At 45.0% G+C, this 17,845-nt stretch carries 16 protein-coding genes and 1 rRNA gene; 9 read left to right on the forward strand and 8 right to left on the reverse strand.

The window, feature by feature from the left end; all coding sequences use genetic code 11:
* Positions 1-92: 92 nt before the first annotated feature.
* On the reverse strand, positions 93-983 hold the full coding sequence (locus ACLVWU_RS14715; RefSeq protein WP_413575601.1) for a 2-oxo acid dehydrogenase subunit E2: 891 nt from the start codon (positions 981-983) through the stop codon (positions 93-95).
* A gap of 177 nt (positions 984-1,160) precedes the next feature.
* On the opposite strand from ACLVWU_RS14715, the gene ACLVWU_RS14720 reads away from it, so the two are divergent.
* The 3 genes from ACLVWU_RS14720 (at position 1,161) to ACLVWU_RS14730 (ending at position 4,691) form a co-directional block, all read left to right on the forward strand.
* Positions 1,161-1,742 carry a hypothetical protein gene (locus ACLVWU_RS14720; RefSeq protein WP_413575602.1) on the forward strand — a complete coding sequence of 194 codons (582 nt, stop codon included), beginning with the start codon at positions 1,161-1,163 and terminating at the stop codon, positions 1,740-1,742.
* 115 nt (positions 1,743-1,857) lie between these two features.
* Positions 1,858-3,027, forward strand: coding sequence for a methyl-accepting chemotaxis protein (locus tag ACLVWU_RS14725; RefSeq protein WP_413575603.1), 1,170 nt, complete (start codon positions 1,858-1,860; stop codon positions 3,025-3,027).
* Positions 3,028-3,110: 83 nt separating this feature from the next.
* Positions 3,111-4,691, forward strand: a complete 1,581-nt coding sequence (locus ACLVWU_RS14730) for an FAD-dependent oxidoreductase (RefSeq protein ID WP_413575604.1) — start codon at positions 3,111-3,113, stop codon at positions 4,689-4,691.
* Here the strand turns inward: ACLVWU_RS14730 and ACLVWU_RS14735 are convergent.
* On the reverse strand, positions 4,688-4,861 hold the full coding sequence (locus ACLVWU_RS14735; RefSeq protein ID WP_413575605.1) for a hypothetical protein: 174 nt from the start codon (positions 4,859-4,861) through the stop codon (positions 4,688-4,690). The two genes, ACLVWU_RS14730 and ACLVWU_RS14735, sit on opposite strands and share 4 nt — an antisense overlap.
* A gap of 128 nt (positions 4,862-4,989) precedes the next feature.
* Between ACLVWU_RS14735 and ACLVWU_RS14740 the strand changes: the two genes are divergently transcribed.
* The gene (locus ACLVWU_RS14740; protein WP_413575607.1) at positions 4,990-5,886 is read left to right on the forward strand and encodes a DUF72 domain-containing protein; all 897 of its coding nucleotides are present in this window, start codon (positions 4,990-4,992) and stop codon (positions 5,884-5,886) included.
* 1 nt (position 5,887) lies between these two features.
* Here ACLVWU_RS14740 and ACLVWU_RS14745 read toward each other — a convergent pair whose 3' ends face one another.
* Together ACLVWU_RS14745 and ACLVWU_RS14750 are read right to left on the reverse strand one after the other, a co-directional pair.
* Positions 5,888-6,238 carry a 4a-hydroxytetrahydrobiopterin dehydratase gene (locus tag ACLVWU_RS14745; protein WP_413575608.1) on the reverse strand — a complete coding sequence of 117 codons (351 nt, stop codon included), beginning with the start codon at positions 6,236-6,238 and terminating at the stop codon, positions 5,888-5,890.
* A gap of 89 nt (positions 6,239-6,327) precedes the next feature.
* Positions 6,328-7,161, reverse strand: coding sequence for a flagellin (locus ACLVWU_RS14750; RefSeq protein WP_413575609.1), 834 nt, complete (start codon positions 7,159-7,161; stop codon positions 6,328-6,330).
* Between the two features lie 202 nt (positions 7,162-7,363).
* On the opposite strand from ACLVWU_RS14750, the gene ACLVWU_RS14755 reads away from it, so the two are divergent.
* From ACLVWU_RS14755 to ACLVWU_RS14770, 4 genes are all read left to right on the forward strand, one after another.
* On the forward strand, positions 7,364-9,424 hold the full coding sequence (locus ACLVWU_RS14755; RefSeq protein WP_413575610.1) for a S9 family peptidase: 2,061 nt from the start codon (positions 7,364-7,366) through the stop codon (positions 9,422-9,424).
* A gap of 248 nt (positions 9,425-9,672) precedes the next feature.
* Positions 9,673-10,266 (forward strand): YceI family protein, encoded by a 594-nt coding sequence (locus tag ACLVWU_RS14760; protein WP_413575611.1) that lies wholly within the window; start codon positions 9,673-9,675, stop codon positions 10,264-10,266.
* 115 nt (positions 10,267-10,381) lie between these two features.
* Positions 10,382-11,278 carry a hypothetical protein gene (locus ACLVWU_RS14765; protein ID WP_413575612.1) on the forward strand — a complete coding sequence of 299 codons (897 nt, stop codon included), beginning with the start codon at positions 10,382-10,384 and terminating at the stop codon, positions 11,276-11,278.
* A gap of 139 nt (positions 11,279-11,417) precedes the next feature.
* A complete protein-coding gene (locus tag ACLVWU_RS14770) occupies positions 11,418-12,515 on the forward strand; it encodes an OmpA family protein (RefSeq protein WP_413575613.1) in 1,098 nt (365 codons plus the stop codon).
* Between the two features lie 64 nt (positions 12,516-12,579).
* Here the strand turns inward: ACLVWU_RS14770 and ACLVWU_RS14775 are convergent, their stop codons facing one another.
* The 3 genes from ACLVWU_RS14775 to ACLVWU_RS14785 all read right to left on the reverse strand — a co-directional run bounded on the left by ACLVWU_RS14775 (position 12,580) and on the right by ACLVWU_RS14785 (position 16,550).
* Positions 12,580-14,307 carry an alpha/beta hydrolase family protein gene (locus ACLVWU_RS14775; protein ID WP_413575614.1) on the reverse strand — a complete coding sequence of 576 codons (1,728 nt, stop codon included), beginning with the start codon at positions 14,305-14,307 and terminating at the stop codon, positions 12,580-12,582.
* 141 nt (positions 14,308-14,448) lie between these two features.
* A complete protein-coding gene (locus ACLVWU_RS14780; protein WP_413575615.1) occupies positions 14,449-15,144 on the reverse strand; it encodes a FliG C-terminal domain-containing protein in 696 nt (231 codons plus the stop codon).
* Positions 15,145-15,404: 260 nt separating this feature from the next.
* Positions 15,405-16,550: a hypothetical protein gene (locus ACLVWU_RS14785; RefSeq protein ID WP_413575616.1), complete on the reverse strand. Its 1,146-nt coding sequence runs from the start codon at positions 16,548-16,550 to the stop codon at positions 15,405-15,407.
* Positions 16,551-16,863: 313 nt separating this feature from the next.
* On the opposite strand from ACLVWU_RS14785, the gene ACLVWU_RS14790 reads away from it, so the two are divergent.
* Complete coding sequence (locus tag ACLVWU_RS14790) at positions 16,864-17,406, forward strand: hypothetical protein (protein WP_413575617.1); 543 nt, start codon at positions 16,864-16,866, stop codon at positions 17,404-17,406.
* A gap of 144 nt (positions 17,407-17,550) precedes the next feature.
* On the opposite strand, the gene rrf is transcribed toward ACLVWU_RS14790, so the two are convergent.
* Positions 17,551-17,667, reverse strand: a 5S ribosomal RNA gene (rrf, locus tag ACLVWU_RS14795).
* Positions 17,668-17,845: the final 178 nt, after the last annotated feature.

The raw sequence follows: 17,845 nt of genomic DNA on the forward strand, positions 1-17,845 counted from the left end.
ATCTAGTAGACGTTTCCCGCTCCGGGAAGTTCCCTAAGAGAAATCGCATTCTCGAAGTGAGACAGAGTTTTAAGAGAGGCCTAAGTCAAAACTTAGGCCATTTTTAGAGGGAAGGAAGATAGTTTTGGATAAGCCGAGGAATTCACCTCGCCAAAGTATTTTGATGGCTCTGCAAAGCAGCGTTCAAAGATCTTTTGTAGTGCCGCCGCATGAGTGCCATCCATAAAACGATGATCGAAAGTCACACCGATGCGAGCCACAGGCCTTGCTTCAACAGTTCCCGATTCAGTCACCCAGGCACGCTGCTTAATCTGACCTACTGTCAGAAGAATTGGAACTTTAGAGTAGGCCACTAATGGAGCCCATGCCGTATCCGCTCCCATGCCACCAATATTGGTAATCATGATGGAGCCGAAGGCGTCTCTTGGCATTCCAGCCCAAGTCAGATTAATTCCCAAATCATAATTCAGAAACGACGTTAAGTTCAAAATCATGCGCATCAATGACCACGGCATAAACTTCATCGCATCCAAGGATTTCGTAAGATCACTTTTTGCGCCGCCCTTGATCGCCTTTGATCTGTCCGTAAGTTCTTGTGCGATCTGCCCTGCCGTCAGGTTTTCAGCGGCTCTTACTACAACGCCAGTCAAAGTGGCCTTGCCTACTGGGTCTTCTGGATTCCCGGGAATATTAACTTGATAAAAAATATCCACGTTTTCACGCAAGTAGATTCGATTGAACCGAATCATCCCGTTGATCTCGGGTCTTTCCTTCATCGCTGTTGCTGCCGCTTTTCCCACCAAATGAGAAATAGACAGCTTGGTGCCTGTCGCCGCCTCATATTCTTTCATGTATTCCAGCGCTTTGGTCATGTCGATTTCCAACAAGCCGTACACCGAGGGATCTCCAGCTTTGTGCCAGGAACCCATTGCAATTTTGCGAAACGCCGAGCCGCCCTTGGATAATGTCATTTTTGCTTTCATCTCTTCATGCTATGTTTGATCATTCACACAGTAAAATGTGAAAGACACCCCGATATCCAATTGCGACTATGGCAGAGTCGAGTCCGCACAGGACCTTCATCCACTTTCATTCTTATTTTCTTAGAAATAAAGAACCTCACGTTAAAGATTGGTCAAAACGACTCCGATCAAAAACTCGTGAAGAAATTATTTCTGACTTTCATTTTATCGTGCTGGGCTTTGGGAACATTGGGATTGGTATCCCAATTCTATGGCTGGCATTTGATGTCTTACTCTTCGAATACATCATTGGCATCAACACAGCCGGGTCAGTGGAGTGTCACACACGTCCTTAGCGAATCCTGTAAATGCTCAGAAAAAATCTTCGAATACCTTATCAAGCGCGGTCCGGCCACAGATGTGCATGAAGAAGTCATTCTGCTTGGAAAGCCACCCGTTGAATTGCCATCATTGATTGCAAAAGGATTTGTAATTCGCCAATTGGATCCCAATGAAATTAAAGACGACATCTCCAAGCTCGGTGTTCCTTTTCTTTTAATCACCACTCCTAAGGGCGACACCGTATACGCCGGTGGATATTCTGAAAAGCCGGTAAAAGACGGCGGCCCCGTCAGGGACCTGGAGATTCTTAACAGTCTTCAAGGTAAAGGTGCCGTAGCAAACTTCCCTATTTTCGGCTGCGCTGTCAGTCGCAAACTTCAAAAACTAGTTGATCCGTTTTCAATGAAATATTCAAACCAGGTGACCCATGAACTTTAGACAAAGTTTCACAAGATCGCGATCTAAGATATTCCTAATCAGCCTCTTTGCCCATTTTCCTGTTTTTTCATACCTGGCTTATACAAATGGACACAGCCAGTGGTTGGCCTGGGGCATGGGACTCTTTATTCTTTCCGCTCCGACGGTTGCTTATCTGCTGGGAGTTTCGTCAGCGCTGCTCCCCAACTTACTGGCCTTTTCTTTGATGAGTTTCTCGGGTCTATTGATTCATCTTGGAAATGGCATGATCGAAATGCATTTTCACGTCTTTGTCTCTTTGGCTTTCTGTCTAAGCTTCGGGCTATTGACCCCGATTCTGACTGCCGCGGCGACGATTGCAGTTCATCATGTGGCTTTCTTTCTTTGGTTTCCAAAAAGCGTTTTTAACTACGATGCAGGGTTCGGCATCGTTCTTCTTCACGCAGCATTTGTGGTGCTTGAGACGGTACCATTGATGATGATCGCCAAACGCTACAGCGTGTTTATCAATATGCAGGACACGACGATTGCGCAGCTGACTGAAATCAGCGGCCAGAATTTCGAGGGCTGCACCGTCATTGAAGACACTGGCAAAAAGCTGAATGAATCAAGTCAAAAGGTCAGCTCCGAACTGGAAGAATCCCTGCAAAAGCTCAACGAGCTCTTAAGCTTGGTGACCAACAATTCCCGTTCGGCTCAAGAGGCGGAATCCCTTTCGACGGCTTCCAAAAAAGTCGCATCAGACGGTTCCAAACACATCATTGATCTGATCGAGACCATTAAAAAAATATCGACAAGTGCCAATGAGATCAGCAACATCGTGACCATTATTGAAGACATTGCATTTCAAACAAATCTTCTGGCGCTGAATGCTTCCGTGGAAGCGGCCCGGGCCGGAGAACACGGACGTGGGTTTGGAGTGGTTGCGGAAGCGGTGCGCACGCTGGCGCAACGTTGTGCTACTTCAGCCAAGGACATCTCGGCTCTGGTTAAAGGCAATGTTGAAATCATCCGCAGTGGCGAGCAAAGCGCTGACCTTAGCGGAAAATCCTTAAGTGAAATTTTGACTGCGGTGAACCGTGTTCAGACTTTAAATGCCGAAATCTCATCATCCAGCAGTGCGCAGATTAAAGATTTGGAAGCTGTTACAAAACGAATCCATCAGGTGGATACACTCACCTCTCAAAATACAAACTATGCACAAAATCTGAATGCCACTTCGAACCAGCTTCTTAGTGACGCTCAGACACTCAGTGAACTAGTCAGCAGCATCAAAGACGAATCCGTCACATCCAAAGCTGCCTAAGGTACATCTGCAAAATTACAGCTTTCCCCTTCTTCCATGGAATGAAAACATGAAGGGGAAATTGTAAATAAAAGGATGTGGCAATGGCTTTTGTTCAACAAAAGAATCAATCTCTCTGGCAAAAAGAGTACTCTCTGCCCGACATGCCGCGACTGCAAAGCTCGCTGGAAACAGATGTCTGTATCGTCGGCGCCGGGATTGCCGGACTTCTGACCGCCTATGAGTTACTTCAGCAAGGCCTGAAGGTAGTACTGGTCGAGCGAGGCCCGTTGGAAAAAAACGAAACGGGCTTCACCACCTGCCACCTTTCAGATGCCATCGACGATGGTTTTGCTCATATCCTCAAGATTCATGGCCGCGAGAAATTGCGCCTGTTCTATCAAAGTCATCGCGCCGCCATTCAACTTCTTGAAGACATCGTTAAGAGGGAAAACATCGACTGCGACTTTCAGCGGGTGAATGGTTATCTGTTCCTTTCCCCAGATAAGGACACCTCCTATCTTGCCAAAGAAATGGAAGCCGCTTTGGAGGCCGGCGCAGAAGGATTAAAAATCTCCACAGACTTCACAGAGAGCTTTTTTAAGATGGGACCGGCTTTGCGATTCGAGAATCAAGCTCAGATGCACCCGCTTAAGTTTATCAATGGATTAGTAAGGGCGATCCTAAGTAAAGGTGGACAAATATTTGAGCATTCCAATGCCGAACAGTTTCATGAGGGCAAGGAAACCTACGTCGAAATGGAGGGAAATCACCAGGTGCGATGTCAGTCCATCGTGCTTGCGACAAATGGGCCGACCACCACCAACCAAATTTATCTTAAAGCTGCCGCCTATCGAACTTATTGCTTGGCTCTAAGGGTGCGCCGGGGCAGCATTCCTGCGGCACTTTACTGGGATACAGCAGACTCCTATCACTACATGCGCATCAGTCATTCTTTGCAGCACCCGGATAGTGATATCCTGCTAGTTGGCGGCGAAGACCACCGCGTTGGCGAAGGACACCCCGAAAAGGCTTTTGAAAATCTGATGACGTGGGCCAGGGAAAGAATTGGATTTCACTCGGCCGAATTAGTTGCCAAATGGTCAGGTCAGATAATGGAACCCGTCGATGGCATGGCTTTTATCGGAAGATCACCAGGCAGAAAACACACTTACATTGTCACAGGAGACTCCGGCCATGGCTTCACTCATTCGGCCATCGCCTCTAAACTGATCACCGGTCTTATTCAGGGAAATACGCCGGAACTTGCCGCCATCTACGACCCGCACCGATTTGCAATAAAAGCACTGAAGGATTATGTTTCGGAAAATTCGAATTCGCTTCAACAATATGCCGACTGGGTATTACCCCATGACTCAGTCGAAACATTGGCCCCGGATGAAGGCTGTATTGTAAATCAGGGACTAAAAAGAATCGCGGTCTACAGGGATTCCGAAGGTCATGTGTTTAAAATGTCGGCGGTCTGCCCTCACTTGGGAGGCATTGTAAAATGGAATACCGCTGAAAAAACCTGGGACTGTCCTTGTCATGGTTCGCGCTTTAATAAATTTGGTGCCAGCCTGCATGCCCCGGCAACTACGGATTTAAAGCCGCTTGACCGGAACAAAAAGCATGTTCCTGACAAAGAAGATCTTCATCAGGAACAGCAATCAAAATCTGACTAAACCCGGCGACTTTGGTTTTTTTTGTCATTCATGTGTTCAATCTTGTCACCAAGATCATGAATGGCTTTGCCCGTTTTTGGGGCTTTTTCTGCAACCTTACTGCCAATCTCTTCTATTTTGTCTCCGGCTTTTCTTGAGAAGCTTTCTTTTTCATTTTTATTTGAAGCCATAACTGCCTCCTTGTTGTCCTATTATAGCACCTCGTAAACACGAACCTAAAAGTCTGCTGCAAGACAAGCCATCTCTCTGGGACATTGGGGCTATAATCTTTAAAACTGTAATTCTAAGGAGAATTTTCATGGCCGTACGAATAGGAATTTCAGGTTGGGTGTACGAGCCTTGGCGCGGAGTCTTTTACCCCAAAGACCTGCCCATTAAGCGCGAGTTAAGTTATGCCAGCACAAAAGTTTCTTCCATCGAAATCAATGGTTCCTTCTATGCCAACCAAAAACCATCGACATATCAACGATGGTCCTCCGAGGTCCCGGAAGACTTCTGCTTTTCAATTAAGGCCTCACGCTTTATTACCCATATTCTGCGTCTGAGGAATTGCGAAAAAGCCCTTATCAATTTCTTTGGCTCCGGACTATTGAATCTTCAGGACAAACTCGGCGCAATCCTGTGGCAACTTCCCCCGAATCTGCGTTTTGATCCCGAAGAGTTCGAGAATTTTTTAAAACTTTTGCCTCAGACCTTTTCGGAAGCAACTCAATTAGCAGACCGCTCAGAACGTTATAGCCGCCACTATTCGGATGAAATTCGCAATAGTTCCAGAAAATTAAAACACGCTTTCGAAGTGCGCCATCACAGCTTCGAAGATCCCGAGTTTGTACGTCTCTTAAAGAAATACAACTGCGCTCTGGTCTTTGCTGACACTGCGGGTAAGTGGCCTTATATGGAGGATGTGACCGCGGATTTCATCTATTTGCGTCTGCATGGAGATGAAGAGTTTTATACCAGCGGCTACAAGCAAAGCTCCCTGCTTTGGTGGGCCGATCGAATTCGCCTTTGGCAATCGGGCACACAACCCCGGGATGCGCTCACCTTGACAGACAGCTCCCCGTCCAAAAAGAAGCGTGATGTTTTCGTGTACTTTGATAACGATCTCAAAGTGAAAGCCCCCTTTGATGCCATCGCGCTGATGAAAATTCTTAATCCCGATCAGACAGACCTGTTCACAGGATCTCCGGCTTAAATTAATGAGCGACCGGAACAAAGTTGTGACTTGCCACTGCGTCAATTTTCGCCGCGCAGATAAAGTCATTCTCAGAAACCCCTCCAACAGAGTGGGTATTTAACATGACTACACAACGATTGAACGACACCAAAAGATCAGGATGATGATTTTCTGAGTTCGCAACAAAGGCAATTGCGTTCACAAAGGACATTGTTTCGTAGTAGTTTCCAAAAGAATAGGTTTTAACGATGTGATTGTCCTCGTAGGCCCAACCTTTTAATGCCGCTAGGTACGCGTCAATTTCGGTTCCAGACAAGGCACTTTTAACTTTACGACTTTTCTTTTTTAGAAGCTCAGCAGAGTCAATCATCACTACCTCCTGTCCTCAATCTTAGATTAAGAACGAGTAATAAATAAAGGATTCACTCCGCACTTTGTCTTAGCACATAGTTTTTGTCATTAGCCGATAAGTTTTAATGCCAGTTGATTGGACGAGTTCGCCTGACCCAGTACCGAGGTCGCCGCCTGCAATAAAATATTATTACGGGTCAATTCACTGGAAGCAGCAGCCACATCAGTATCCCTGATTCGACTGTTAGCCGCAGAAAGATTCTCCTGCATCACGCCCAAGTTATCTGCGCTGGAAGTTAATCTATTCTGCAAGGCACCCATATAGGCACGAGTCCCATTAATAGACATTTGCGCATCATCCAAGCGTGCCAGGGCACTTTGCGCTGCCTCTTTAGTCTCATAAGATAAACCATCCAACCCAAGTGCATCCAGGGTTGCTGAGCCTCGACCCGCTTCAAAGGTTATTCGGTCTGATTTTGGATCGTTGCCAATGCCAACCTGGAAATCAAAAGCCGGAGCACTTCCGTCCAATAGCTTAGTTGTGCCCCAAGTAGTGGTCTTTGCAATTCTTTGCATTTCTTCGCGCAACTGGACTACTTCTTTATTCAGCATTCCGCGCTCTTTATCACCTATCGTATCGGAACCTGCCTGAACCCCTAGTTCACGCAAACGAATAATGATATTGCTGATTTCATTCAACCCACCTTCGGCAGTTTGAATCATGGAAATACCGTCATTGGCATTTCGTTGCGCTTGCGCTGCAGAGCGAATCTGCGCCTTCATGTTCTCAGAGATAGCCAGACCCGCCGCATCGTCTGCCGCCTTGTTAATTCGGCTTCCCGAAGCAAGTTTAGCCATCGAATCATTCATGATCCGTTGGGTCCCCGCTAAGTTTCGTTGAGCGTTAATTGCGGCAAGGTTTGTATTAATTCTCATTCCCATGGTCGTCTCTCCGAGGGAACTATTCGGGAAACATCGCACAGACTTCACGAGACCATTGAATGAGTTTTGAAGAAAAATTCAATCTGGACCCAAGGAAATAAAGGCCTCTCACAATCCCGTTTCAATTAGATTCAAAACCCTTGGACTTCCCCTACAATCCCAAGTTTAATGGACTCGCTCAACGTCATAAGGAAGGCTAAAAATGAAATCCATCCAGGCACCGATAGCCGCAAAACATCCCCAGAAATTCAACAACCATAAAGACATTCGCATCGATGACTATTTCTGGATGCGTGACCGTGAACATCCAGAGACCTTGCCCTACCTTCATGCGGAGAATAAATACTTTGAATCCCACATGAAGCCATTGACGGCCTTAAAAAATAAACTCTTTAAGGAAATGAAATCACGAATCAAAGAAAACGATTCTACGGTGCCAGCACCGGAAGGAAACTATCTTTATTCCAGCCAATATAAGAAGGGAAAGCAATACGCGATCCATGTGCGCAAACCGCGCAAAGGCGGACGTGATGAAGTTTATTTTGACGGAAACGTCATCGCCAAAGGCAAAAAGTATTTCATGCTGAACAGCCTTGAAGTGGCTCCCAACGAAAATCTTCTGGCTTATGCTGTGGATTTTGACGGCTCTGAACGCTATTCAATTCACTTTAAGGATTTGAAAACCGGCAAAACCCTGCCGGACACACTGACAAACTCTCATGGAGAATGTGTTTGGGCCAATGACAACAAGACTTTGTTCTATGTGGTACTTGATGCAAATCTTCGTCCCTACCGTGTCTGTCGTCATACCTTGGGTGATGACCCGAAAAAGGATGTGATTGTTTACGAAGAAAAGAATTCTGAATTTTTCGTCCATGTCTATTCGACCATGACTAATGATTTTATCTACATTCACACTGGCGGCAAAGTCACAAATGAAGTGTGGTTCCTAAGGTCCACAGATCCTCACGGCAAGTTTCAGTGTATTGAACCCCGCAAAGACAAAATGCGCTATGATGTGATGGATCGTAACAACGAGTTCTGGATTCACACTGACTATAAGGCAGAAAACTATCAGATCATGAAGACACCGGTGGATAAGCCTTCAAGAAAAAACTGGAAAACTGTCATTGCGGCCTCTGAGAAAATCTATAGATCATCTGCCGTTCTTTTTTCTGAATTCCTGGTTTTGGAAGAGCGTCAAAACGGACTTCCTCAAATCCGCATCTACAATATCGAAAAGAAAAAAGACCATCTGGTTTCCTTTGACGACGCTGCCTACGAAGTCAGTGTCGGTGGCGGCAATCGTGAGTTTAACACCAATGTCGTAAGATTGAGTTATTCGTCCCCTATCACTCCGGATTCAGTCATTGAATATCGCATGGTTACACGAAAGTCCAAAACCCTGAAGACTCGTGAAGTGAAGGGGCACAAGAAAGCAAACTACGTTTGCAAAAGGGTATTTGTTAAATCCCATGATGGTGCCAAGGTCCCTTTAACTCTGGTTTACAAAAAGGGCTTAAAGCAGAACGGTAAAGCTCCAGGCTACCTTTATGGCTATGGCTCCTATGGTGCGATCATTCCGGATGCTTTCCCAGTACGACGTGATGTATTCCGACTGATCGACCGTGGCTTTGTTTATGCTCTGGCTCACCCTCGTGGAGGATCTGAAATGGGTCGCTCCTGGTACGAGAATGGTAAATTCCTAAAAAAGAAAAACACCTTTCTTGATTTCAATGCCTGCGGCGACTACCTGATTAAAAACAAATGGGTTGCCAAAGACAAGTTGGCGGCCTGCGGAGGAAGTGCGGGCGGTATGCTTATGGGTGCATGCATGAATATGCGTCCTGATCTATATACAGCTATTGCGGCCCACGTTCCATTTGTTGATGTGATCAATACAATGTTCGACAAAGATCTTCCGCTGACTCAAATAGAGTACAAAGAGTGGGGTAATCCAGCTGACAAAAAATACTATAACTACATGAAGAGCTACTCCCCTTACGATAACGTCGCCAAGCAATCCTACCCTCACCTCTTCGTGACTTGTGGCTTGAATGATCCACGTGTGACCTACTGGGAGCCAGCCAAGTGGGTTGCGAAGCTACGTGAATTGAAAACCAATAACAATGCCTTGATCTTTAAAACCAACATGGGTGCCGGGCACTTTGGTGTCTCCGGCCGTTTCGATCATCTTTGGGAACAAGCTGAAGAGTACGCGTTCATCCTAAACGCCTTCGGCCTAGAAAAATCAAAAAAATAATCAAAAGGTACGGACTTACTTGCTAGGGTTCGTCCGTCCCTTTTCCTCGTCATTCTCTAACAATTGATAATTTCATTCAGACTTAAGTATGTTCTGAAATTTTCGTTTGAAGTCCGAACTTATTTTCTATTTCTTATTGCCGTTGCAACTTCCGATTTTGGTATTGGTTTTAATCCAAAAGATTGCGATTCAACACTATTTGCTGAATAGTTTAAGGGTTCGTTCATTTACACCAAGGAGAGGTAAATATGATGAAATCTATGATCGCAGCTCTTGTTCTATTGATTGGAACTTCCGCTTTTGCAGCAGACGTTTATAAAGTGGATACAAAAGCCAGCACAGTTGCATGGAAAGCTACCAAAAAAGCAGGTTCGGCACATAATGGTGCTATTACAGTTAAAGATGGTTCAGTAACAGTTGATAAGAAAGGCGCAGTCACTGGCGGCCAAATAAACATCGATATGGCAACTATCACTAATGAAGATCTAAAAAGCAGCCCTGACTACCAAAAGAAATTGGTTGGTCATCTTTCCAATGCTGATTTCTTTGATGTTACAAAGTTCCCTGTTTCAACATTCAAAATCGTAAGCATCACGCCAAAAGCAAAAGATGAAGTGACTGTAAAAGGCGAGTTGACGATGATTGGCAAAACGAATCCTATCGAATTCCCAGCTAAAATCACAACTGACAAAGGCGTGATGACGGGTGAAGCTACTGTGAAAGTAGATCGCACAAAATGGGGTCTAAAATATGGCTCTGGTAACTTCTTTAAAGAGCTTACTGCAGACAAGATCATCAATGACGAATTCGAAATGACATTGAAATTAATCGCAAAAAAGTAATTCATTTCATTTGATTCATGAATACAAAAGGGCGTGCAATCCACGCCCTTTTTCTTGACCAACTCTTAATAGTTCTTTCTTCGCTTAATAAAACTATCTTTGCTAGCGTCTGGCGATGCAAAGAATTCTAACTTTATTCATCCTTCTCGCAGCACTCACTTCCCAATCGGCTTTGGCATCGAAATCGATATCAGACTCCTTGGTCACCGATCTGCCTTGTAACAAAATTACGGCATCTGAGATCTACAAGCGTATGTCTCCCCGCCAGTTTTCCTCGGACTTTCACCTACCCACAACGAATTGGGAATATAATGTCAAAAGCGGTCTTTACCAGTTGGGAGTCTGCTGGTCCTTGTCCCGAGCTCAACGTCTGTTTTTTTATCTGGGGCGCTGGAATGCACCTTCCGAATACGCACGTCCCCACACTTTACAAGTTCTCAACATGCTTAGGGGATCCTCTGTTTATCCGATAATGCAGAACCAGGAATCTTACCCTCGGCAGGATTTCGGAATTCTGGCAGCCCTTATGCGAGGGGTTGGCGACCGCGATTTCAAAACTGAGATTGAGAAATATGAAACAGACCGATTCCATAAGTTGGCAAAGAATCTGAAATTGATCATTGGAAGTGGTTCACGCAGCAAAAAGAACAACCAGCAGTCCAAAGGACTTCTGATTCAAAATCTTCAGTTAAATAAAATGAGTCTGATCGTCATTCGTGCCAGTCGCGTGGCTCAACACGTGGTTCTGGTAAAAAGATATCAGCGTGAGCAAAATGGTGATGTGAAGTTCTGGGTCTATGATTCTAATCGCCCGGGTCACGATGCCCTATTAACATATCGCCAGGCAGACTCCCGCTACTATGCTCCCGGAATCGTATACGGCATCGTACCCGAAAAGGACCTTCATGACCCGGTCGGAGTTTATATAGTGGATGAAAAGGAACGTGATCCAGTAGAAGCGACCTTGGTTCGCCATTACAGCTCTTTGTGCAGTTCATTAAGCCGCAAGTAATGAGACGTCTAGGTAGCCTTTGTTCATGAGCAAACACACAAATGATTGATCACACAGATCTTGCCATAATCAGAAAAAAAATTGCTGTCGCATTATTAGCGTTCATACTGAAGCTGCCATAAACAAGGAGACACGCTTTATGAAAAAACTCATCATCGCAGCAATTATCTGCACAGGGACTTGGGCCCAAGCACAGGAAGATCAGTCAGCCACTTCAAGCACGTTGCAGTTCGGACGTGAAGCTACGTCAGCAGCCCCAAGGGGCGTACTACCATTTATTGGATTGGGTGGTGGTTACACTGGTTACGATAATTCCGAGATCCAGGACGTTGAAGGGACACCGGCGTCGGTCAAGCTACTGGGTTCTTGGTATCTGGAAAGCCCATGGGTGTTTGACGTGGGTTACGGTGTGAACAATCAACAATTCACTCATTCCACTGCGATGGATACAGCCAGCACTGATGGTGCGCTGGAAATCGCCGCTCGTTACCGCACAGCCAATCGCTGGCAAATGGGTGTGGTCGGCAATCAATTCTTTAGCCAAGGCCCGAACTATGCATCCTCACAAGGTGATGCTCAATTCGTGGGTCTGCAAGGTCTAAAAGAATTCGACATGTCGCAGGCATGGCTGGGTCGTGTCGGTCTTCGTGCTCAAAGCTTAACAAGTAATATGGGCGACCTGGTCATGATGTACATGGTCGACTTGCAAATTGGTTGGAATCCGAATGCCTACAGAACTTCAGTAAGATCTACAGCAGCTGAAGAATCTCTGGAAGACGACTTGGTGGCAGACACTGAAACAGCCCGCCCAGTTGCGGCAGCAGAACCTTCACCAATTCTGAATGACGTGGCTTTGTCCAGCCTGATCGCAGGGAATTCATCCATTAACTTTAGTTCGTCGCAAGTTGCTCTTTCAGGTTCCGACCAACAAAGAGTGCAAAAACTTGCAAAAGCATTGGATGAAAACTCCAATCTATATGAAAGAGTCGAGATCCGCGGATACGCTGATGCTACGGGCACGGATGCAATCAACGAACGTATCTCCCAACGCCGTGCTGACACAGTCGCAAGCGCATTGGAAAGATATGGTATGGATTCTTCGAAAATCACAGCAGTCGGCAGAGGATCTGAGGGCGCTGTAGGTGGTAAAAACTCATCTGATCGTCGTGCAGAACTAGTGTTCATCGGCGTGAAAGATGAAGAGGCGCTTCGCAAAGCACTTTCCTCCGTAGAATAGCAGCCAGCTGATATTCAGAAAACTAGAAGGCAGCTTTCATTGAATAATGAAAGCTGCCTTTAATTTATTCAAAGAGTGGGCGCCAACTTAGACTGAAACTGGAAGCGCTGGTTCCATTCAAAGGCTTGCCATCAACAAGAAATTGAACCTTCGCATTGAATTGTCTCGTCAAAGCCTGAGCTTCGACGTCATTTGCCGGCACACGAGCACCGAGGTTTTCCAATGACTTGATTGGCACTGTCATCTGACGGGTCGTCATACACCCACGCGCAGCCTCACTGTATGGATTCTTATGGTAGCAGGTTTTATTCGCCACCGAGTTGAACATTTTAAAGCTCACCGTTACGTTACCGGAATTCGCCTCGAACTTCCATGACTGCCCCACATGCTGATAGACATTCGGAATCTTATTAAATCCAAATTTCCAGGGCATTTCCGTGCGCTTGTAGGATCCCGCAAATTCGGGACTATTGGACAAAACAAAACTTCTTAAAACCATTGCGGCAGTCTGGTATCCGTAAGCGGCAGAAAACGCACAATGGTTTCCGTAATTCACATTGATGACACCAACATTTGCGGCTTTTTCATAATATTCATCAAACTCAAAAACTTGCGTGTTCAACTTATTACTAACGACATTATCGTCTTTAGATCCCCACACCATCAAAGGTGTTTGGATTTTGTGCGGAATATTCCAAAAATTATTATCATGGAAAAATTCAGCTGGAGTCGTACTTGCGACGCCACGTCTTTGCATGGAAGTTGTTGCCATTTCACCCAAATAAGCCGGCATGTGCTTACGCCCCGGAAGACGGTCATCCGCAATCATGTCAGGAATGTCAGTTAAATACTTTCGAGCGGCGCGAAACTGTGAACGAGTCATCAGATTGAAAACCGGCCCCACCAAGTTATTGTTGTACAGGTTTTCCAAAGTCGGTTTTAACGAAATCACCGGACAAATCGCTGTTGCTGAACTGAAAACTTTTTGACCATTGAATGTCGGATAAATGTCATTAAAGGCCGCACCATAAACAGCAGCATTACCACCCAGACTCATGCCCATCAAATGCATGCTTGAAATGCGGTCACGATGTTCCCACTTTTCACGCAACCACTTGCCGGCAATAAGAGATTCATAACCCTCACTCCAACCACCCAGGGAAAAATGACCATTTACTTTCAGATAATCCAAACCCGTCTGATTTGCCAGTAACACAACATTATAAGGAGACAAATCAAACAATTGAATCAGGAAGGTTTTCATAAATGCATTCTGATCGGCACCACAGAAAACCCCGCACTTCATGACAACCAAAGGTCGTGGACGTGGATCTTTTTTAAGTCCCACAATCGCAGGCACTATAACTCCATTTTCCAAAGGAATATTCAGAGTCTTGACCTGAGGATGCTTAAAGAAACGATACTCATCCAAGGCCATTTTTGCCAGACTCAACAACCCTTTTGGTGAGTTATGAGCCAGTTCGCTTTGGCAGGACTGCATGTATTGTTTGATTAGTTTTGCGTGTTCATGAGGGCTTCGTTGCACTGATAACAACTTGTCCTCAAAGAACTTTGGATCACAAGAAGGAGCAATGTCCTTATTGTTATCTGCTTTGGGAACCTTCTCAAAGATACCCATGGCCGAAACTGAATTCGGATCCAGGGCCTTTGTCAGCTCCAACAAGAAATCAGATTCATTCTGTTCCTCGTTGATTATCGAGACTTGCGCCAGGGCTTCAGTGCCCAACACGACGAAAGATAATGCGATAATTGCGGTTCTAAGAAAAACCATTTAGTACACCTCACGTGCTTCAAATGGCTTATCGGACTAAAGGTAACTGGATTAATGGCAGTTCCCTGTTTGTCTAATCGGTTGACGAAAACAGGAAACCTGTGGAGTTAATACTCAAATTGAAACCCGACGATCGTCGGGCTATGCGATTTTTTTGATTTGCGCGAGCTTATCCTTTAATACTGTGTTCTCGTGCTTCAAAGCATTTACTTCAGATGACAGCTGATTCACTTTTCTTTTCAAAAACTCTGCTTCCTGATTTACTCCAGCAGTTGGAGTTCCATCTGAATCCCCAACGATATTTGGTTTTACATCTTTCTTAGCAGCATCAGTTAATGGCATCGATCCGACGTTAAATGACGTCGTATTCAAAATCTCTTCGATGTTTTCCGGAATATGCAGATCCGGGTCCACCTTTTCCAGACGAATAATTCCCTGACCAATAAAGCCGCGAACCTCAGTCAGCATTTTAGAGACACAAGTCCCTTTTTCCGCCGGAGTCGGAGAAGCCTCCGCCATAAGATCGGTAATCTTTCTTTTGGAGATGGGTGGCAAACAGCTTAGAAGGTTATCAATCTGCTCTTGCGGATTACCATGAAGCGCATACGCCAAAGTCGTCGGTTGTACGCGAGAGAATATCTCGACCAGATACTGTCCTTCCCAACTATATACTCTTGCTATAGTAAGAATTCTTTTGCGAAGAGCTTCTTCCCACACAGGATTCTCGCCCGCAATTAAAGTTAGAAATTGCTCCCGTTTCGCTGTTGGTGATGTTTCCAACAACTGAAGCAATTGATAAAAGCCGCCCTTTTTTTTGTATCTATCTAGCATTCCCATATTTGTTATATCGGAAATCACTTTCAAGACTAAAGGATTAAGACCTAGTAATTTCGTCTGGGTCCTTCAATTCAAACGTCCTGAAATCTTCCTCACCTTCCGCAACCCCTCTATTGTCTAAAACTTTCTCACTAATTTAAACATTTATAAGTGATTGTCTCATCTCAAGTCGGAATCTGATTCAAAATGAAAAGGGCACAGTCTTTTTCGACTGCGCCCTTCATTGAAATTTTTCTTAATTTTTTATGTCGTGAATTTACTTACAAACCACATTGATAAGACAAATTCACAGTCGTACCTGGAGACAATGTCTGACTCAGAGTTAGCACCGTACCGGAAACAGAGTGCGCGACATTAGTGCCACCGACTTTAACAGTCAGGTTCTCTGGATTAGCGCAGTTCAACAGGATGTCTTTGATCTTCGCTTGGATTGAAGTTTGAATTGTGCCCAATTGACCTGTGTAGTCAGCAGAACAAATATCAGCTGCAATACCCCAAGGGCGGCTTACGTTAGTAAAGGAAAGATATGCCGAACCAATGGAGCCCGGGAACAATCCCTTGGTATCCTGATTGGGATTGTCTCCCAATACCTGAGCATTTTGTTGAGCCAAACAATTAGAGTCTTTTACAACGATCGCATGAATCGACAAAGAGCTGTACTTAATGCTGCCTAAAGAAGACTGAACTGACTTCGGCAATGAAGCCGGTTGATCCAAAGCAGCCAGTGGGAAAGAACCGTCCGAGTACTTACCGCTTCTTTCATCTTCATCAGATACAAAGATAATGGACAAGTGAGCATCGCTACGGATGAAGCTGCTTGGATTCTTTTGCACAATCAAATTTGCCGAATAAATGCCGCGCTCGTCGCCCGATGGGCAATTCGCATTGTAAGCATTTACATAAGCCTGTGTGTTGATCGAGTTGAAGCCATTATTTCTAAGGTAGTTTGCAACCCAGTTTTCACAATTCTTGGTTTCAGTTCTTTGAATAGCGGAATTAAACAAGGACAGTCTGTTTGCGTTTGAAGGAGTGATATATTTCGAGCCGTCACCGAACGTGATCAATTGACCACCCATCGAATGCGTACCGCCACTGATATCAGTAGTAGTAATCGCAATTCGATAATCAACTTTGGAAGCATCAAGATTTTGAATGAAATTCGCAAAACGAGGTGCCAAACGCTTTTGTTCAAAAGACATCGAAGCTGAATTGTCATTTACAATCAGGATGTCGACCTTTCCAGCGCCGGCGGTGACTGGATAAGAGTAAGCCTTCTTGTTGTTTTGAACCACACAGTCCGTATCAGCATTACAGACTGCACTGCTGACACCGAATTTAACCGGGGAGCATCCCACGTAAAATCCAGCGATAAACGCCAGAGCTGTTAGTTTGGTAAGTGTTTTCATAGGCACACCTCTCTCACCTGGATATATCCAATCTCAGTGCCAGTTTTCGAGGATTACCCTAAGTGTACGTAAAGAGATAACATTTATGATTTCGCCAGATTCCACGACCCCCATCCCACTTGTCGAAATCATTGACAGAGGCCCCTTAAGGGCGCTCTTTCTTGTGCAATTTCAGTAATTTAGCCTTTCAAATCGGCCTAGCCTGAAGGAGCGATTTTGGTCGCCGTCGCAAAAGCCTTTGTTCCCCTAGGGAATTCTCCCAATAATATAAGGACCGCATCGCAGCCAGCGCTTGGGCATAAGAAGGACAGTTATGATCTACAAAATTATTGGTACTCTGGTTATTCTCGCAGCAGGCGTCCTTGCCTTCTTGATCGTTCAAGACAATCCAACAGCAAACTTCATCAAAGGCACCAAAGCCTCCCAGGAAAACTGCATTCAATTAACCCCTGCACAGCAATTGGTTAAATTAATAAATGACGACATCAGCGAACTAAAAAAATCCGGACAGCTTCCAAAAGAGTGGAACTCTATCGCCACGATCGAATACCAAGTTAGATCTGACCTCGCGCGCACGCTACTGGGTAGCGAGAAGCTAACCCTTCAAAGAGTCAAAGAAGGTAACTATTATTTAGAAGTAGAAGTCCTGGATATGCCCGACGAAAAAGATCCCGGCATCATCCTGCAAATGAGTCTGAAAGACATAAAGACAAAAAACAAATTCTTCGAAATCGGCCGAACCTATCTGATGAGTACTCTCAACAGACAATCCCCACCAACAGAACCAACGCCGACACCAAAACAGCAACAGCAACCAACTCCGACAGCTACTGCTAGCCCTGCAAGCTCAAAGTAACTAATTCCTTCGTTGTTTCTTAGGAGGTTTAGGTAGGAAATTCGTGCAGACGCAAAAGTCGTCTTTAATATATAAACTAATTTTAGTTTTAATTTACCCATAAAAAAACCCGATCTGTTTCCAGACCGGGTTCGAGTAAAAAAGAGCTGGCGTCGTGCTACTCTCCCACATGGTCGCCCATGCAATACCATCGCCGCAAGAGGACTTAACTTCTGAGTTCGGAATGGGATCAGGTGTGGCCCCTCTGCTATAAACACCAGCAAAGCGTTTATTAAAACAAAGATGAAGTACGTTTATACTTCGTCGTTCTTCTTTGCAACTTACTTCCAATACAAATGGAGAAGTTACTTTCTATTTCAGACAACTGAATGATTGATTTAATTGATTTTTAGCGAGTTATCGTTAGTTCCAAGTTTTAACTCTCTTACTTATTCAGAGA

The sequence above is a fragment of the Bdellovibrio sp. HCB290 genome (assembly GCF_047305925.1).
In the GTDB taxonomy this organism is placed as follows: domain Bacteria; phylum Bdellovibrionota; class Bdellovibrionia; order Bdellovibrionales; family Bdellovibrionaceae; genus Bdellovibrio.

Excerpts from the sequence above, each read along its gene's own strand:
- ACLVWU_RS14765 (WP_413575612.1), top strand. The coding sequence starts at position 10,382 with ATGCAAAGAATTCTAACTTTATTCATCCTTCTCGCAGCACTCACTTCC.
- ACLVWU_RS14760 (WP_413575611.1), top strand. The coding sequence starts at position 9,673 with ATGATGAAATCTATGATCGCAGCTCTTGTTCTATTGATTGGAACTTCC.
- ACLVWU_RS14775 (WP_413575614.1), bottom strand. The coding sequence starts at position 14,307 with ATGGTTTTTCTTAGAACCGCAATTATCGCATTATCTTTCGTCGTGTTG.
- ACLVWU_RS14755 (WP_413575610.1), top strand. The coding sequence starts at position 7,364 with ATGAAATCCATCCAGGCACCGATAGCCGCAAAACATCCCCAGAAATTC.
- ACLVWU_RS14750 (WP_413575609.1), bottom strand. The coding sequence starts at position 7,161 with ATGGGAATGAGAATTAATACAAACCTTGCCGCAATTAACGCTCAACGA.
- ACLVWU_RS14780 (WP_413575615.1), bottom strand. The coding sequence starts at position 15,144 with ATGGGAATGCTAGATAGATACAAAAAAAAGGGCGGCTTTTATCAATTG.
- ACLVWU_RS14740 (WP_413575607.1), top strand. The coding sequence starts at position 4,990 with ATGGCCGTACGAATAGGAATTTCAGGTTGGGTGTACGAGCCTTGGCGC.
- ACLVWU_RS14715 (WP_413575601.1), bottom strand. The coding sequence starts at position 983 with ATGAAAGCAAAAATGACATTATCCAAGGGCGGCTCGGCGTTTCGCAAA.
- ACLVWU_RS14785 (WP_413575616.1), bottom strand. The coding sequence starts at position 16,550 with ATGAAAACACTTACCAAACTAACAGCTCTGGCGTTTATCGCTGGATTT.
- ACLVWU_RS14745 (WP_413575608.1), bottom strand. The coding sequence starts at position 6,238 with ATGATTGACTCTGCTGAGCTTCTAAAAAAGAAAAGTCGTAAAGTTAAA.
- ACLVWU_RS14770 (WP_413575613.1), top strand. The coding sequence starts at position 11,418 with ATGAAAAAACTCATCATCGCAGCAATTATCTGCACAGGGACTTGGGCC.
- ACLVWU_RS14735 (WP_413575605.1), bottom strand. The coding sequence starts at position 4,861 with ATGGCTTCAAATAAAAATGAAAAAGAAAGCTTCTCAAGAAAAGCCGGA.
- ACLVWU_RS14730 (WP_413575604.1), top strand. The coding sequence starts at position 3,111 with ATGGCTTTTGTTCAACAAAAGAATCAATCTCTCTGGCAAAAAGAGTAC.
- ACLVWU_RS14790 (WP_413575617.1), top strand. The coding sequence starts at position 16,864 with ATGATCTACAAAATTATTGGTACTCTGGTTATTCTCGCAGCAGGCGTC.
- ACLVWU_RS14725 (WP_413575603.1), top strand. The coding sequence starts at position 1,858 with ATGGGACTCTTTATTCTTTCCGCTCCGACGGTTGCTTATCTGCTGGGA.